We start from the raw sequence: 15,284 nt of genomic DNA, 5'->3' as shown, positions 1-15,284 counted from the left end.
GCGCACTTATGGTGCACTGCAATGAACATCGCTTCGCCCTTGCGCCTGGCAATCGCCGGCATGATTGCCCTGGCCGTCGCCATGGGCATCGGCCGCTTCGTCTATACGCCGATCCTGCCCGGCATGATGGAAGAGCTTCGCCTGTCGCCGGCCGATGCAGGCTGGATCGCATCGGCCAATTATCTCGGCTACCTCGTCGGCGCGCTTGCCGCCACCGGCGGCTGGGCGCAGGGCCGGGAGCGCCAGCTGATGCTGGCCGGCCTTGCCGCCACCGCGATCCTCGCCGGGCTGATGGGCCTGACCGGTACCATGACCGGCTTTCTCCTCATCCGCTTTCTTGCCGGCCTCGCCAGCGCCTTCGTGCTGGTCTTCATGACCAGCATCGTTTTCGGTCATCTCGCCGCGGCCGGGCGAAACGACCTGCAGGCGCTGTATTTCGGCGGTGTCGGCCTCGGTATCGCGGCATCCTCGGGGCTGTTGGCGCTCCTTGTCACCGAACACGCCGGCTGGGCGGCGGGCTGGCTGTGGTCCGCGGCGATTTCGGCCTGCGGCTTTGCCGCCGTCGCCTTGCTGGCTGCCGGCACCTCGACCGCGAACAGCGTTGCCGGGCCCGAGCCGGCACTGCCAAAAGACCGGTCGCTGGTGAAGATCATTGTCGCCTACGGCCTGTTCGGCTTCGGCTATATCGTCACGGCAACATTCCTGGTCGCCATCGTCCGCCAGGGCGGCGGCGGCCGGATCTTCGAGGCCGTGGTCTGGATGGTCACCGGCCTTGCCGGTTTCCCCTCGGTCTGGCTGTGGCAGAAGCTTACGGCCAGGATCGGGCTCTATGCCACCTATGCCCTGGGATGCCTCGTCGAAGTGATCGGCGTCAGCGCCAGCGTCGCCATGGGCGGGCGCACCGGGCCGCTGCTCGGCGGCCTTCTTGTCGGCGGCACCTTCATTGCCATCACCGCGCTTGGCCTGCAGGCCGGCAGGCAGCTTGCTCCGCAAGCACCACGCCGGATGCTGGCGGTAATGACGGCCGCCTTCGGCCTTGGCCAGATCATCGGCCCGATCGTCGCCGGGCTGCTCGCGCAGGCCTCAGGTAACTTTTTCCTTGCCTCGATCGTTGCCGCCGCCGTCCTGCTCGCTTCCGGCGCGATCGCCTGGTCGGCTGCGCCAAAATCGCCATGATTATGGTCTTGCTCGGCGCCGGGCGTCGGGCACGGGCATTTTCTTTCCCACTAATGTGTGACTTTATGCCCGCTGACCAACGCCGCTGATTTGCGCCGACCGAGGATTTCGCCACAGTGTTCGTATCGTTTTTTCCGCAGCCGAAGCTGTTTTTCACCTCGGTCGCCGTCTGGAGCCTTCTGCTCGTTGTTCTTTGGTTTTTCGGCGGCGAACACCTCGGCACGATGCTTGGCATGCCGCCAGTCGATCCGCAGGCAGCGCCTGTCATAAGCCCAGTGAGATTCCTGACGGCGTCATTCCTCTGGTTCTACGGATATTTCTTCGCCGGTATCGGCATATTTTACCTTTTTTGGGCGCTGTACGCCCCCCATCCCTGGCAGAATTGGTCGATCCTTGGTTCTGGTTTGGTTGTTTTTGTCACTAATTTCATCGTCCAGATAAGTGTGGCGCTGAACGATTGGCGTGGCATGTTCTACGACATGGTGCAGAGGGCCCTGACCACACCCGGCTCCGTCACGCCTGCCGAGCTTTACTACGGAGTGTGGCAGTTCCTCTCTTTGGCGCTGGTCTATATGACCATCGCGGTTTTGAACGTCTTCTTCGTCAGGCACTATGTCTTCCGCTGGCGGACGGCCATGAACGACTATTTTACCGCCTATTGGCCGAGGCTACGTCATATCGAAGGGGCGTCGCAGCGCGTTCAGGACGACACGATGCGCTTCTCGAGCACAATGCAAGGGCTGGGAGTGAACTTCATCGATTCCGTTATGACCCTCATCGCATTCCTGCCCTTGCTGGCAGCTCTGTCTCGTCATGTCCCAACCCTTCCTATCGTCGGAGCGATTCCCTATCCACTGGTAATCGCCGCAATCGTGTGGTCGTTGTTCGGCACTGGGTTGTTGGCCGTGGTCGGGGTCAAGCTTCCTGGCCTGGAATTTCGAAATCAACGGGTTGAAGCCGCTCTGCGCAAGGAACTTGTCCTTGGTGAGGACGATATGGCAAGAGCGCAACCGCCAACCCTAGCTGAGCTGTTCGCGAATGTTCGGAAGAACTATTTCACCCTCTACGCTCATTATGTCTACTTCGACATGGTCCGGTATCTCTATCTCCAGGTAGACAACGTTTTCGCCACACTTATTCTTGTTCCGACTCTCGCTGTAGGCAAGATAAGCTTCGGCATTTTTCAGCAGGTCGTCTCCGCCTTTTCCCAAGTCGCCAGTTCGTTCCAGTATCTCGTCAATTCCTGGCCTACTATCGTCGAGTTGATTTCTATCTACAAACGTCTGCGCGCGTTCGAAGCGACCCTTGAAGGGGCACCGCTGCCGGTAATCGATCAGCACTATCTGGAACGGGAGCAAGCTGGCCTGCGCCCTGAGGATCAGCCAGCAAGCTAAGAAAATCGGGTGGCGAGCGCTTCCGCTCAGCCGCCCACCGCCGCCTGCCGTTCGCCTCGCTGCGATAGATAATCGCGAAAACTAATGCACTCGACGTCGGCCTTGATGCAGACCTCGCCGGCAAAGCGTTCCAGCGCGTTCCAGTAGGCGCCGTCATTCATCAGCGTGAAGTGGAAGCCGAGCTCAAGCGGAATGCGCTTGCCCCGGTATTGCGCATCGAAGGCGGCGCGGAACGCGTGATAGGTCCGGTCAGCGAACTCTTCCGCCATGCTCGGCCGCTCGAAGCCGCCGGAATGCCTGACATAGAGATTGTAGTCCATGGCGATCACCCGCCTTGAGCTCGGCCCTTCCGGGATCTGCGGCAGCGAAAAGCGCGTGATGCCGCTGACGGTCGGTGGCTCAACCGGCTCACGCGAGACGCCGCTTGCGTCGAGCAGGAAACCGGCCGCGGGCAGCGCCTCGTAGAGCGCCTTGTTTGCCGACAGGTAGGGCGCGCGAAACCCGACCACCGATTTGCGGGCGAAATCGCGCCAGTCCTTCGGTTCAGGAGCAATGCCGTTGATCGAATAGGCGTTTTCGAGAATATGCTTGAACGAGCCGAACTCGCTCAGCCAGTCGGCTTTGCTCCAGTCCTTGCCATCGAAATGACCACAGCCATGGCTGCCGATGTCGTGGCCTTCCCTAGCGGCGAGGTTGATCTGCTCGAGCCGCTCGGCGACTTCCTGTTTGGAGGCAGCGAAGCCGATATTCGATTTGCCTTCTGTCTTGCCGGGCGCGGTGTATTGCTTGCGTGTCTCGGGCGACAGCAGGAACACGCAGGAGACAAAATAGGTGAAATGCGCGCCTGTGCGCCGGGCCAGCGCCCGGCTGCGCTGCCACTGCGAAATGTCGCGGGCGCTGTCGAATGAGATGATGACGATCTGCTTCGGTTTTGTCGGCGGCGGCGGCGGGTCGGCAAATGCCGCGCCGGTAGCAAGCGCGGCAATCGAAAACGCAACAACGCGGGACAAACGGGGCAAAGGCATCTGACCGGATCAAGGAATGTAGAAGCGACGCCTACCGCTGAAATATGGCACGGGTACGATCGACCTGTACGGCCGCCGTTGGCGGCGACTGCCTCGTGAATAGGCGATTTTCCTGCCGAACCCCTTCCATGCCGGCAAAATTTCGCTAAAACGCGGGCTCATCAACCGCCCCGCCCGGGGCATGAATGGTTTTGATCCATGTCGGACGACAGTTTTATCCGCGAAGTCAACGAAGAGATTCGTCGCGACCAGGCGCATGCGCTGTGGGACCGTTTCGGTCCCGCCTTGCTCGTGCTGGCCGTGCTGGTGGTGCTCGGCACTGCTGCTGTCGTCGGCTACCGCTATTGGGACGAAACTCGCGCCAACCGCTCGGGCGATGCTTTTTCGCAGGCGCTCAAGCTTGCCAATGACGGCAAGAACGACGAGGCGCTTGCCGCTCTGGAGGCGTTGGAGAAGGACGGCTACGGCGCCTATCCGCTGCTCGCCCGCATGCGCGCGGCAACCGTCAAGGCGGACAAGGGCGACGTCGACGCCGCCGTCAAGGATTTCGACGAGGTCGCCGCCGACACCAAGATACCCTCCGGCATTCGCGACATGGCTCGGCTCAGGGCAGCGCTGCTTCTGGTCGACCACGGCTCTTTCGCCGATGTCTCCAGTCGCGTCGAGGCGCTCACCGCCGAGACCAACACGCTGCGCCATACGGCGCGCGAGGCGCTTGGCCTTGCCGCCTGGAAGGAAGGCAAGGCGGCGGATGCATTGAAGCTGTTCGACCAGATCGCCGCGGATGATGGCGCCCCGCGCAACACGCGCGAGCGGGCGACTTTGATGTCCGAGCTGATCCGCGGCTCGGGCGGCGTGTCGTGATAGTCCATGACCTTCAAAGTCGCCATCATCGGCCGGCCTAACGTCGGCAAATCGACCCTTTTCAATCGGCTGGTGGGAAGGAAGCTGGCGCTTGTCGACGATACGCCGGGCGTCACCCGCGATCGCCGCGTCCATGCCGCAAAGCTCTACGACCTGCATTTCGACGTCATCGACACCGCCGGCTTCGAGGATGCGGCTGCCTCGACGCTGCCCGGCCGCATGCGCGCCCAGACCGAGATCGCCATCCGCGAGGCCGACCTGATCTTTTTTACGATCGATGCCAAGTCCGGGCTGATGCCCGACGACAAGACCTTCGCCGAGATCGTGCGCAAGTCCGGCAAGCCGGTTGTCGTCGTTGCCAACAAGGCTGAGGCGCGCGGCGCCCAGGGCGGCATGCTGGAGGCCTGGGAGCTCGGCCTTGGCGAACCGATCCCGGTCTCGGCCGAACACGGCCAGGGCCTGCCCGATTTGCGCGACGCGGTGATCGCAGCACTTGGCGAGGCGCGCGCCTTCGGCGAGGACGAAGAGGCCGGCGAGGATGAGGTCGCCGCCAGCGAGGTGCTAATCGGCGAGGACATCACCGACCCGGACGCCGAGCCGAGCTATGACGACACCAAGCCGATGCGCATCGCCGTCGTCGGCCGCCCCAACGCCGGCAAGTCGACGCTGATCAACGCACTAATCGGCGAGGAGCGGCTGTTGACCGGCCCTGAGGCCGGCATCACTCGCGATTCCATCTCGGTCGACTGGGACTGGCATGGCCGCCGCTTAAAATTGTTCGACACCGCCGGCATGCGCCGCAAGGCCAGGATCCACGAAAAGCTCGAAGTGATGTCGGTGCAGGACGGCTTGCGCGCCATCCGCTTTGCCGAAATCGTCATCATCGTGCTCGACGCCACCATTCCCTTCGAGAAGCAGGATCTGCAGATCGCCGACCTGATCATCCGCGAGGGCCGTGCCCCGGTGATCGCCTTCAACAAATGGGACCTTGTCGATCATCCCCAGGAGTTGCTGGCCGAGCTGCGCGAAAAAACCGAGCGGCTGCTGCCGCAGGCGCGCGGCATGCAGGCGGTGCCGGTGTCGGCCGAGACCGGGCGTGGCCTCGACAAGCTGATGGATGCTGTCATCAGGACGCATCGAGTTTGGAACAGCCGTGTGTCGACCGGCAAGCTCAATCGCTGGCTGGAAGGCATCCTGGCGCATCATCCGCCGCCCGCTGTCGCCGGGCGTCGGCTGAAGATCAAATATGTCACGCAGGCCAAGACGCGGCCGCCGGGCTTCGTCGTCTCCTGCTCACGGCCGGATGCGATGCCGCAATCCTACGTCCGCTATCTCTCGAACAGCCTGCGCGAGGCTTTCGACATGCCCGGCGTGCCGATCCGCATCGCCTTGCGCACCTCGGACAATCCTTTCGCCGGCAGGGCGAAGAAGCGCCGCTGAGCTGCGCGTCTTCTGGGCGCCAGCATCAGGCTACGCTCGGCAGGCCGCTCGCGGGCAGCGCCTGCACATTTTCGGGAAGGCGATTCCACCGACACCTGCAGCAGGATGTCGGCAAGTCGCGCCGCCACCGGGTCTGGCTCGGCCTTCCTTGCGATGCGGCAACAGGCCCATCTCAGGCAGTGCGGGCAGCCCGGCGATCTCCGGCGTCATCGCCCTGACGGTGGCCGGCGCGAGTGGGGGCAGCCTCTGCACCTAATGGGCGGTGTAAGCTCCGTCCACCAGATGGTAGCTCCCAGTGATAAAGCTGGCCTGGTCGGACAAGAGGAAGCATACAAGAGCCGCTACCTCTTCTGGTTTCCCGCGCCTGCCCATCGGCTGAAGACCTGCCATGCGCCGGCTGGCTAATGCCTCCATTTGCTCCGACAAAAGAGGCGTTTCGATCCAGCCGGGGCCGACTACATTGATCCGGATGCCCATCCTGGCATATTCGATCGCCGCAACTTTGGTTAGTCCAACGACTCCGTGTTTCGCTGCCGTGTATGCGGACGCAGTTGGCAAGCCGACGGAACCGAGGACGGAGGACATGTTCACGATGGCGCCTCCGCCTCGATCCAGCATCGCGGCGATTTCGTACTTCATGCTGTAGAAAACGCCATTTAGATTGACGTTTATCAGCTTGTGCCAGTTGTCGAGCGGATAGTCTGCCGTGGCTTTTCGAATGCCGTCGATACCTGCATTGTTTACCGCCATATCCAGTCCGCCGCATTTCTGGACAGTGAACTCGATCAGCTTTTCCACGGCTGCCGCATCCGTGACATCTACCGCAAAGTCGTAGGCCCTGCCGCCTTGCGAGCTTATTTCGGCGGCTCTGCAGTGCGCGGCCTCGGCATCAAGGTCGGCGACAACAATCTCGGCTCCTTCTTGCGCGAGTTGCCGTGAAACAGCCGCCCCTATTCCGGAGCCTGCGCCGGTCACAATCGCGACTTTACCATGGAAGTCAGGCTTCATCGTCTCTGTCCTATGCCAATTTTGACATAACCGAACAGAGGCAGACGGTTATCGCAAGAAGTTTCGCTCCAATTCGCTTGTCAATCCTGTGAATTCATTTTGCCACCACACAGCGAGACTTGGCGCGCAGGCCTTGGAATGGTAGAGACGAGGGCGGCGGTAGATGACCAGTTTCCTAGCAGGTACAAATGGAAGAACACCACATTGCGCGCCGGGGGCTCGTGCTGGGTAGTCTGGCTCTGATGGTCTCCGGATGTACGTCGATTTCATCCGCGTTCGGACCAAGGCGTGGCCTGAATCCTCGTTACCGACGACAGCACGTGCGGTACGACGGAAACGAGCCGGCCGGAACGATCGTCGTCGATACTTCGCAACGCTTTCTCTATGCCGTCGAGACGGACGGGTGGGCGACGCGCTACGGCGTTGGCGTCGGCGAGCAGGGACTTTCGTTCAAGGGTACAGCGACCGTCGGCCGCAAGGCGGACTGGCCGTCGTGGACACCCACCGCCAGCATGATGCAGCGCAAGCCGCGCCTGGTGAAGTATGCAGGGGGGGTCCCTGGCGGACCAAACAACCCGCTTGGTGCGCGTGCCCTTTATCTCTATCAAGACGGGCGCGACACCCACTTCCGGATACATGGTACAAACGAGCCATGGACGATAGGCACAGCGGTATCGAACGGGTGCATCCGTATGATAAATGACGACGTCATTGACCTCTACGACCGTACTCCTTTGGGCACGACGGTGGTGGTTGTTTGATGGTGGGCAGGCCTGATCTCCGTTGCATGGTGAACCCTGCCAGCACGTCACCGCAAAGGTGCCGCCGGCAACTGGATGCCAACTGTGTCATTTCTGCACTAGGCGTTGGTGTAGATCGCAGCTAACTTGGTGGGGCTGCATATCGTTTTAGTTGTGGCGATTCTATAGGCTATTCCGCCCCCGGGGAAAGGATTGCTTGATGAACAGGATATTGGTTGCAATGGTTGCTGTGCTCGCCGTTGCCAGCCTGAGCGGCTGCGCGAACGACTGGATCGGCAAAGGAAAGGGTAAGGCTCCGGCACCCGCTCCGGTAGAGGAACCAGTGATTAAGTAAGGACCGGCTTGTATGGGGAAGGGGTGCCAAGCCCTTCCCCATACATACGCAGCCGGGGCTTTGGCCGGCTTCATAGCGTCCGGCGCGGTTGGCGGGCATAGGCCGTTATTAGGTCTGTGCATTGTGAAGTTCGGGAATGGACGCGGCGATGACGCTTGTAAGTAGCCGTCTCTTGCTTGTGGCATTGGTGGCCCTCCCGGCAGCGGCATGTCAGACGAAAGACCTGCCGCCCCAGCCGAATTTCGTATCTTATGCCGATGGCGGAGCTGCGCCTAAAAAAAACGACGAGCGGTACTTCATCGAGTTCCGCTCCCGCTACGCCCTAAGCTACGGCCACACCTACGCAGTTTTTGGGCGCCTGGACCGGGCCGGGAGAATGATCGATCCCCAAGTCGCGGGCCTTCACCCGGCTTCGAACAGTGCGGTTCCCTATGTTCTGGGCCATATCGTGCCGGTGCCAGCCGAAACCGGGTGGAGCGACGGTGATCTGGAAGAACCATACAGATCCGCAAGCTGGCGAATCATATTGACCCGGGCCGAATACGACAAAGTCGTTGCCTACATCCGCAAGCTGCAGGCGAGCTCGCATGTCTGGCAGGCGACGGTCTTGAACTGCAACGGCTTCGTGGCGGACATCGCTCATTCCATGGGATATAAGACTCCCGCCATTCAGCTCCGGCCGCAACAATTCATAACCGAGCTTCGGGAGATGAATACATAACCAAGATTCGAGGGATGAATGGGACCGAATGCGATCGGTACTGCCCCTCCGGCTTTCGCGTGTGCGGACTAACTCGGAGAGGATCGCTGCGCCTGAAGGTAGGCCGGTGACGAAATCGAGGCGATGGGTGAAGTGGCCATACTCAGGGGCAGCTGCTACAGTCGCGATCGCAGAAAGGGCGCTGGTGACCTGAAGTGACCATTGCTTTAGCCTCACTTGGCGAGATCATATGGGTGATCGGCATCGTCGCTTGGTACGTGATCCGGTATCCCTTCGAGCGCCGGGCAAGGCGCGTGCGAATAGTAGCTGGCGGCCGCTCAAGTTCCGACACCGTCGGGCTTGCATCGGCTCTCCTTGGCCTGGCGATCCTGCCTGGCTTCTATGTCGCCACCGGCATCCCCGCAGCGGCTGATCATCCGGCCAGCGTGTGGTCGGTGGCGCTCGGAACCATCATCTTCTGCTCAGCGCTGTGGATTTTTCGCTTATCCCACAAGGAACTTGGCCGTAACTGGTCGATTACGCTCGAGATTCGCGAACGGCATGAACTGGTCAGCGCCGGGCCATACGCCTTGGTCCGTCACCCTATGTACACCTCTTTCCTGCTTATGGGGCTCGGCCAGCTCTTTCTGCTGCCGAACTGGGTTGCGGGCATATCGGGTTTGGTTGGTTTCGCAGTCCTTTTCCTGCTGAGAGTGGATAAGGAAGAGCGTATGATGCTGGAGAATTTAGGCTCGCAATACCGTGTCTATATGGAAAGGACCAAGCGAATATTCCCTTATCTTTATTAGAGGTCGTTTTATGCGAGGCCGAGCCCTCAAGCTTTCCGCGCCCCGGCGCCTTGTTGGCGACCTGATGAGGTTTTCGATCGGCGTGCCACGGGTCGCGGTGCAGCGTCAGATGAATCTCGGCCCACTCGTAAGGGCTAGAATGGCGCAGCAGACCAGGCCCTCGTGGACCGCGATCTTCCTGAAAGGGTATGCGCTTCTTGCCCTAGAGACCCCGGAGTTGCGGCGCGCCTATGTCAAGTTGCCCTGGCCGCAGCTTTACGAGTATCCGGCAAGCGTAGCCTCGATTGCCCACGAGCGCGAATATGATGGCGAGCCGGCCGTTCTGCTGAGCTGCATCAAATGCCCGGAGCGCTACTCCATCACGGAACTTGAGCGATCCATCCACGCGGCTCGATCACGGCCGATCCAGGAGGTCCCGGAGTTTCGGCGTGCCTTGCGGATGGCAGGTGCGCCCGCGCCAGTCAGGTGGCTGCTTATGTGGCTAGGGTTGAACATCGCCCGGCAAAGGGCAAATTACTTCGGTACCTTCCAACTGTCCGTCTATTCTGGTCTCGGTGCGGAATCACTCAACCCGCTGACACCACTGACCACCCTTCTAAACTACGGTCCGATCGGCAAAGACGGATCGGTGAATGTCCGCATCCACTACGATCACCGGGTCATGGATGGAGCGAACGTCGCACGAGCACTGGAGAGATTCGAAAAGATTCTGAACGGCACTGTCGCCAATGAAGTGGTGCTGCTCGGTCAAGGTGTTTCCGCTCCTGCAAGACAGAGGAATGCGAAGTGATTTCGCACTGTGAATTCCGGCCAGCTATCGTCGTGATTGGCGGCTCGGGTGGAATTGGCCGGGCGATTGCGAGCGTCGCTGCAAGGGAGCGCGGTGCGGTTGTGCTGGTTGCCCGCTCACCTGAGGGTTTGGCCGCCGCGGCGTCTGAGGTTAGGGAGGCGGGCGGCGAGGCATTCACGCTCGAGTTGGATCTCGTGGCAGGCGATGCGCCAACGCGCCTGGAGGGCTTTCTGTCCGCACACGGCCTGGTCTGTGATGTCCTGGTCAACAGCGCCGGGTACGGCCTGCGGGGCGCGACGACGGCGCTGCCTATTGATGGTCAACTCGGCATCATCGATCTCAATATACATTCCCTCACAGAACTGACCCTTCATTTTCTGCCGGGAATGGTGGCACGCCGACGGGGCGGGGTGCTCAATCTCAGTTCCGTGGCCGGGTTCGTTCCCGGGCCTTATATGGCTCTGTACTTCGCTAGCAAAGCTTTCGTGCGCTTCTTCTCAGAGGCGCTTCACCAGGAATTGCGCCGAACCGGTGTGACGGTCACATGCGTTGCACCAGGCCCGGTGTCCACGGAGTTTCTCGCAAGATCAGGCGCCAATCAGACGGTGCTCTTCAACATCTTGCCCAAGGTGGATCCGAAGTATGTGGCCGAACAGGCGTGGCGAGCGTTCAAATCCGGTCGTCGCCTCGTCGTACCGGGAATCTCGGGTAAGTTGGCTGCCCTTGTGGCAGCGCTCCTGCCTTCCGCGGCGCTGCTGCCCCTGGTCGGCCGGCTGCAACGCGGCGGCAATGATCAATGTCCTTGCGGTTCAGGTATGAAGTTCAAGAAATGCTGCGGTACCCGCCAGATTCAGCTACGCCGGGGCCCTCGGGGAATTATCCCCTGACCGGACCAGCACGTCACCGAAAAACCTCATTGAAACAAGAGACCGCTCGCCGATGACGGGCGTAAAGTAAGCATGTTGGTAGCATAGAGGCGAGGCTTTCGATATGCCCGGCGCGCCGATCCGCATCGCTTGCGCACCTCGGACACCTGTTCGCCGGCCGGGAGAGATTGGCCGTTCCCTCCGCTTTTAGCCAATCTCCGACGCCGAAAGACGGGTGGGACGGCGAAGCTGCTAATCTCCCCCTCGAGCGGCCCTCGAGGGGGAGATATCCGGCAGGACAGAGGGGCGCGCGAGGGATCGCCAGCATTACTGCTTCTTCGACCGACTAAGTTATGGAGCGCCCTGCGCCCCTTTCGGCTCGTCTGCGCTAAGCCGCTTTCCTCAGACCATCCGCGTCGCCACTTCCCGGCAACGCTTCCAGCGCCGCCTGCAGCAGGATGTCGCCAAGCCGCGCCGCTATCGGATCGGGCTCGGCCTCCTTGCGGTGCAGGAACAGCGCCATCTTGGGCAAGGCGGGCAGCCCGGCGATCTCCGGCGTCATCGCCCTGACGCTGGCCGGCAGGCCGATATCGGTGCGGATCGTCAGTCCGAGCCCGGCGGCGACGGCTGCCCAGATGCCGCCAAGGCTGGGGCTGGAGAAGGCCATCCGCCATGCCAGGCCGGCGCGGTCCAGCGTTTCGGTCGCCACGCTGCGCAGCAGGCACGGCGCTTCGAGCGCCACCAGCGGCAACGGCTCGCCATCGCGCAGGCAGGTCTCGATCTGTTTTGCCGGGCCGATCCAGCGCATCTGGACGTCGGCGAGATTCCGGCTGTAGGGCAGCGTCGCGCCATTGTGCCAGGCAAGCGCGATATCGACGCTGCCCGAAATGATCCTTTCGGCAAGCTCATGGCTGCGCGCGATCCTGGCCTCGATCTTGACCTTGGGATGGGCGCGGGCGAAGCGCCCGAGCACATCCGGCAGCACCGCCTCGCCGAAATCCTCCTGTAGCCCAAGCCGTACCCAACCCTCCAGCTCGACATCGTGGATGGCGGAGGCGGCCTCGTCATTGAGCTCGATCAGCCGGCGCGCGTAGCCGAGCATGGTCTCGCCCGCGTCCGTCAGCGCCAGGCCACGCCCAGATTTGCGGAAGATCGGCGTCGCCGCCTGCTCCTCCAGCTTCTTCAATTGCGCACTGATTGCCGACGTCGAGCGGCCGAGCCGGTCGGCGGCCTTGGCGAAGCTGCCCAGCTCCATGCCGGTAATGAAGCTGCGCAGAACTTCGAGATCGAATGTCACGCGTCGCATAGCGATAATCCTGATATTTAGGACATTATGTGAAAAACTTCCTGATATTCAGTACGAAGTTATGGCGGTAGAGAGAGCGCGTCAAGACCCGAACGCAACCAGCGCATGCAGGAGCTGAACCATGTCCGCTGTCGACACACGAGCAGATTGCAAACCGCTTCGCCCGGCCGCCGTTACCACCCTGTCAGAGGCGGCGGTGCTTCGACCCAATCATCGCTGGAAGGTGCTGGGTATCGGCGTCGCCGCCAACGCCTGCTTCTCCGCGACATTCTCCGGCATTCCGGCCACGGCGGTGTTCCTACGCTCGGGCTATCATCTCTCCAATGGCGAGCTCGGTCTGGCGCTTGGCCTTCTCGGCTTGGGCGTGGCGCTGAGCGAATTGCCGTGGGGGCTGCTGACCGATCGCTGGGGCGACCGCCGCGTGCTGCTGACCGGGCTCGGCGCAACCGCGTTGTGGCTGCTCGTCATGGCCGCGCTGGTCGTGCCGTCACCAGCCCAAATTCCCGGCGTCGCGCTTCTCGCCGCTGCCCTGCTGGTCACCGGATTGCTCGGCGGCAGCGTCAACGGCTCCAGCGGCCGCGCCATCATGGCCTGGTTCGGCGAAGGCGAGCGTGGCTTTGCCATGAGCATCAGGCAGACGGCGGTGCCGCTTGGCGGCGGGCTTGGCGCGCTGGTGCTGCCGTCGCTCGCTTCGGCCCATGGCTTCACGGCGGTCTTCGGACTTCTGGCGGCTGCATCCGCCGTCTCGACCTCACTCGCCTGGCGCTGGCTGCATCAGCCGCCGGCGCACGACCATGCCCATTCGAGCAGCGCGGCAAAGCCGGCCGGCCCCGCGCCGCTGCGCAACCCGGCCGTCTGGCGCATCGCGACAGCCATCGGCCTGCTGTGCTTCCCACAGGTGGCCGTGCTCACCTTTGCTTCCGTCTTCCTGCATGATTTTGCCGGCATGGGAACAGCCGTGATCAGCGCCAGCCTGGGTGCCGTGCAGGTCGGCGCCATGGTCATGCGCGTCTGGAGCGGCCGCTATACCGACCGTCACGGCAACCGCCGGTCGTTCCTGCGTCTGTGCAGCATGCTGAGCGTGGCCGCCTTCGCCGTGCTTGCGGCGCTCGTCTTGTTTTCGGCCCAATTCTTGTCAGGCCAAGCGCCGATGCTGTCGCCGGCGATCGTTGCGATGCTCGTCGTGGCCGGCATCTGCGTCTCCTCCTGGCACGGCGTCGCCTACACCGAGCTTGCGACGCTGGCCGGCGCCAGCCAGGCCGGAACGGCGCTCGGCCTTGCCAACAGTCTGGTCTTCATTGCCTTTTTCCTGGTGCCGATCGCCATTCCGGGGCTTCTCGTGCTCTGCTCGTGGCCAGGCGTCTGGCTGGGTGCGGCTATTTGCGCGCTGATCGCCTGGCCGATCTTTCTTCCGCCAACGGACAGCCGCAAAAGCGCCTGACTTCGACACGAGATGGGAAAACAAGGTTCTAAGCTGTTAACGCCCCATCAAGGTTAATGCATCATTGTAGCTCTCCAGTGGGGTCCGTTGCGTTTCTGGAGAGTTCCGTGCATCGACGTGTTTTGACGCGGCTTGTCGCCGCCGCCGGTGAGAAAAAGCGTTCCTTCCTGTCTCCGTTTATTATTGGCCTTGGCATCTGGATCGGCTTTCCGAGTGTCGTTGCCTATCAGGACATGACAAGCCTGGTCTCCAGTCTTGAGGCGCCGAGCGTCCGCTGGAACGCCTATGTCGAGAAATCCGTCGCCGGCTCCGTTCACGCCGCCGAAATGCCCTTCCTCGATTCCAGCAGCACCGGCTCGCTCTCCGGCTCCGGCGTCCAACTGCCCGGCATCGGCGCCGTCTCGTTTCGCGGCAAGGGCGGCATCGCCGGCACGACGCCGGACGAGAACCGTATCACGCGTGCCGACAAGAAGGGCCGCATCATCGAGGTCTCGCCCGTCTCGCCGCCGAAGAACTTCAACGCCGGCTCGATCTTCGAGCGAACCTCCTCGCTGCTGCGCCCAAGCATGGACAGCGGCCTGAGGATGGCCTTCGCCAAGCCCGAGATCAAAGGCAAGGAAATTCAGATCGCGGCCTCCTTCCACACGCGCGTCGACAAGAAGCCGGATTCCGGCGTGCCGGCGATGCTTGCCGCGCTGGTCAACAACGATCATCCCGACGTGCTGGCGACCGCCTATGCCTCGTCTGCCCCCGATTACGCCAAGGCGTCGCCTTTCGAGGCCTTGCTGCAGGACGAGGACCCGAACGATGGCCGCTTCATTCCGCCCCTGAGCAAGGGCGATCATTCTTGGATGCAGACGCCGCTGCCGGCGAGCGTCTTTTCCAAACCGGAGCAGGCCTGTCTCGCCAACGGCATCTATTTCGAGGCGCGCGGCGAGTCCGTGCGCGGCCAGGCCGCCGTCGCCCAGGTCATCCTCAACCGTGTCCGAAACCCGGCCTATCCGAACTCGATCTGCGGCGTTGTCTACCAGAACGACAACTGGTTCAACCGCTGTCAGTTTTCCTTCGCCTGCGACGGCAGGAAGAAGCGGATCGACAACCCCGCTGCCTACAAGACCGCTCAGGATGTCGCCATGGCCGTCACAGCCGGCAAGATCTTCATTCCGGAAGTCGGCTCGTCGACCCATTATTACGCCAACTACGTCCATCCGGGCTGGGCGCGGACGATGCAGAAAATGACCAGGATCGGCCTGCACATCTTCTACCGCACCTATGGCGGCGGCTGGAGCTAAGCGCTCTGGCGGCCCTTGCATCTTTCCCGCGAGAGCGGCCGATGGAAGACGCATCGCCGTGGGGATTCGGCCGCAGCC

General features: G+C 62.1%; 15 protein-coding genes. 12 read left to right on the top strand and 3 right to left on the bottom strand.

Going from position 1 to position 15,284, the window contains the following annotated elements:
- The first annotated feature begins 21 nt into the window (after positions 1-21).
- Together NKJ17_RS19640 and sbmA are read left to right on the top strand one after the other, a co-directional pair.
- Positions 22-1,176, top strand: a complete 1,155-nt coding sequence (locus NKJ17_RS19640; RefSeq protein WP_352505261.1) for a YbfB/YjiJ family MFS transporter — start codon at positions 22-24, stop codon at positions 1,174-1,176.
- 116 nt (positions 1,177-1,292) lie between these two features.
- Complete coding sequence (gene sbmA, locus NKJ17_RS19635; protein ID WP_352505260.1) at positions 1,293-2,570, top strand: peptide antibiotic transporter SbmA; 1,278 nt, start codon at positions 1,293-1,295, stop codon at positions 2,568-2,570.
- A gap of 26 nt (positions 2,571-2,596) precedes the next feature.
- Here sbmA and NKJ17_RS19630 read toward each other — a convergent pair whose 3' ends face one another.
- Positions 2,597-3,589, bottom strand: a complete 993-nt coding sequence (locus tag NKJ17_RS19630; protein ID WP_352505456.1) for a polysaccharide deacetylase family protein — start codon at positions 3,587-3,589, stop codon at positions 2,597-2,599.
- A 204-nt stretch (positions 3,590-3,793) separates the two neighbouring features.
- On the opposite strand from NKJ17_RS19630, the gene NKJ17_RS19625 reads away from it, so the two are divergent.
- Both NKJ17_RS19625 and der read left to right on the top strand, forming a co-directional pair.
- Positions 3,794-4,459, top strand: a complete 666-nt coding sequence (locus NKJ17_RS19625; protein WP_352505259.1) for a tetratricopeptide repeat protein — start codon at positions 3,794-3,796, stop codon at positions 4,457-4,459.
- A gap of 6 nt (positions 4,460-4,465) precedes the next feature.
- The gene (der, locus tag NKJ17_RS19620) at positions 4,466-5,899 is read left to right on the top strand and encodes a ribosome biogenesis GTPase Der (protein WP_352505258.1); all 1,434 of its coding nucleotides are present in this window, start codon (positions 4,466-4,468) and stop codon (positions 5,897-5,899) included.
- A gap of 252 nt (positions 5,900-6,151) precedes the next feature.
- On the opposite strand, the gene NKJ17_RS19615 is transcribed toward der, so the two are convergent.
- Entirely contained in the window at positions 6,152-6,907 is a 756-nt protein-coding gene (locus NKJ17_RS19615) for an SDR family NAD(P)-dependent oxidoreductase (RefSeq protein WP_352476622.1), read from the bottom strand.
- Between the two features lie 188 nt (positions 6,908-7,095).
- On the opposite strand from NKJ17_RS19615, the gene NKJ17_RS19610 reads away from it, so the two are divergent.
- The 6 genes from NKJ17_RS19610 to NKJ17_RS19585 all read left to right on the top strand — a co-directional run bounded on the left by NKJ17_RS19610 (position 7,096) and on the right by NKJ17_RS19585 (position 11,188).
- Positions 7,096-7,668 carry a L,D-transpeptidase gene (locus NKJ17_RS19610; protein ID WP_352505257.1) on the top strand — a complete coding sequence of 191 codons (573 nt, stop codon included), beginning with the start codon at positions 7,096-7,098 and terminating at the stop codon, positions 7,666-7,668.
- Positions 7,669-7,867: 199 nt separating this feature from the next.
- Positions 7,868-8,002 (top strand): ABC transporter, encoded by a 135-nt coding sequence (locus NKJ17_RS19605; RefSeq protein ID WP_254820414.1) that lies wholly within the window; start codon positions 7,868-7,870, stop codon positions 8,000-8,002.
- A 148-nt stretch (positions 8,003-8,150) separates the two neighbouring features.
- Positions 8,151-8,723 (top strand): hypothetical protein, encoded by a 573-nt coding sequence (locus NKJ17_RS19600; RefSeq protein WP_254820425.1) that lies wholly within the window; start codon positions 8,151-8,153, stop codon positions 8,721-8,723.
- 200 nt (positions 8,724-8,923) lie between these two features.
- Positions 8,924-9,511 (top strand): protein-S-isoprenylcysteine O-methyltransferase, encoded by a 588-nt coding sequence (locus NKJ17_RS19595; RefSeq protein WP_254820426.1) that lies wholly within the window; start codon positions 8,924-8,926, stop codon positions 9,509-9,511.
- Positions 9,512-9,521: 10 nt separating this feature from the next.
- Positions 9,522-10,301 carry a hypothetical protein gene (locus NKJ17_RS19590; protein ID WP_352689759.1) on the top strand — a complete coding sequence of 260 codons (780 nt, stop codon included), beginning with the start codon at positions 9,522-9,524 and terminating at the stop codon, positions 10,299-10,301.
- Entirely contained in the window at positions 10,298-11,188 is an 891-nt protein-coding gene (locus tag NKJ17_RS19585) for an SDR family NAD(P)-dependent oxidoreductase (protein ID WP_352505256.1), read from the top strand. Before NKJ17_RS19590 ends, NKJ17_RS19585 begins: the two co-directional genes overlap by 4 nt.
- A gap of 367 nt (positions 11,189-11,555) precedes the next feature.
- Here the strand turns inward: NKJ17_RS19585 and NKJ17_RS19580 are convergent, their stop codons facing one another.
- A complete protein-coding gene (locus NKJ17_RS19580; RefSeq protein WP_352505255.1) occupies positions 11,556-12,473 on the bottom strand; it encodes a LysR substrate-binding domain-containing protein in 918 nt (305 codons plus the stop codon).
- 121 nt (positions 12,474-12,594) lie between these two features.
- Here NKJ17_RS19580 and NKJ17_RS19575 point away from each other — a divergent pair, with 121 nt between their 5' ends.
- Together NKJ17_RS19575 and NKJ17_RS19570 are read left to right on the top strand one after the other, a co-directional pair.
- The gene (locus NKJ17_RS19575; protein ID WP_352505254.1) at positions 12,595-13,914 is read left to right on the top strand and encodes an MFS transporter; all 1,320 of its coding nucleotides are present in this window, start codon (positions 12,595-12,597) and stop codon (positions 13,912-13,914) included.
- 107 nt (positions 13,915-14,021) lie between these two features.
- Entirely contained in the window at positions 14,022-15,206 is a 1,185-nt protein-coding gene (locus NKJ17_RS19570) for a cell wall hydrolase (RefSeq protein WP_352689758.1), read from the top strand.
- Positions 15,207-15,284 lie beyond the last annotated feature (78 nt).

This window comes from Mesorhizobium sp. M0208 (assembly GCF_040322015.1).
Classification (GTDB): domain Bacteria; phylum Pseudomonadota; class Alphaproteobacteria; order Rhizobiales; family Rhizobiaceae; genus Mesorhizobium.
The sequence above is the reverse complement of the archived record's forward strand: the minus strand, read 5'-3'. Positions and strand labels throughout refer to the sequence as shown.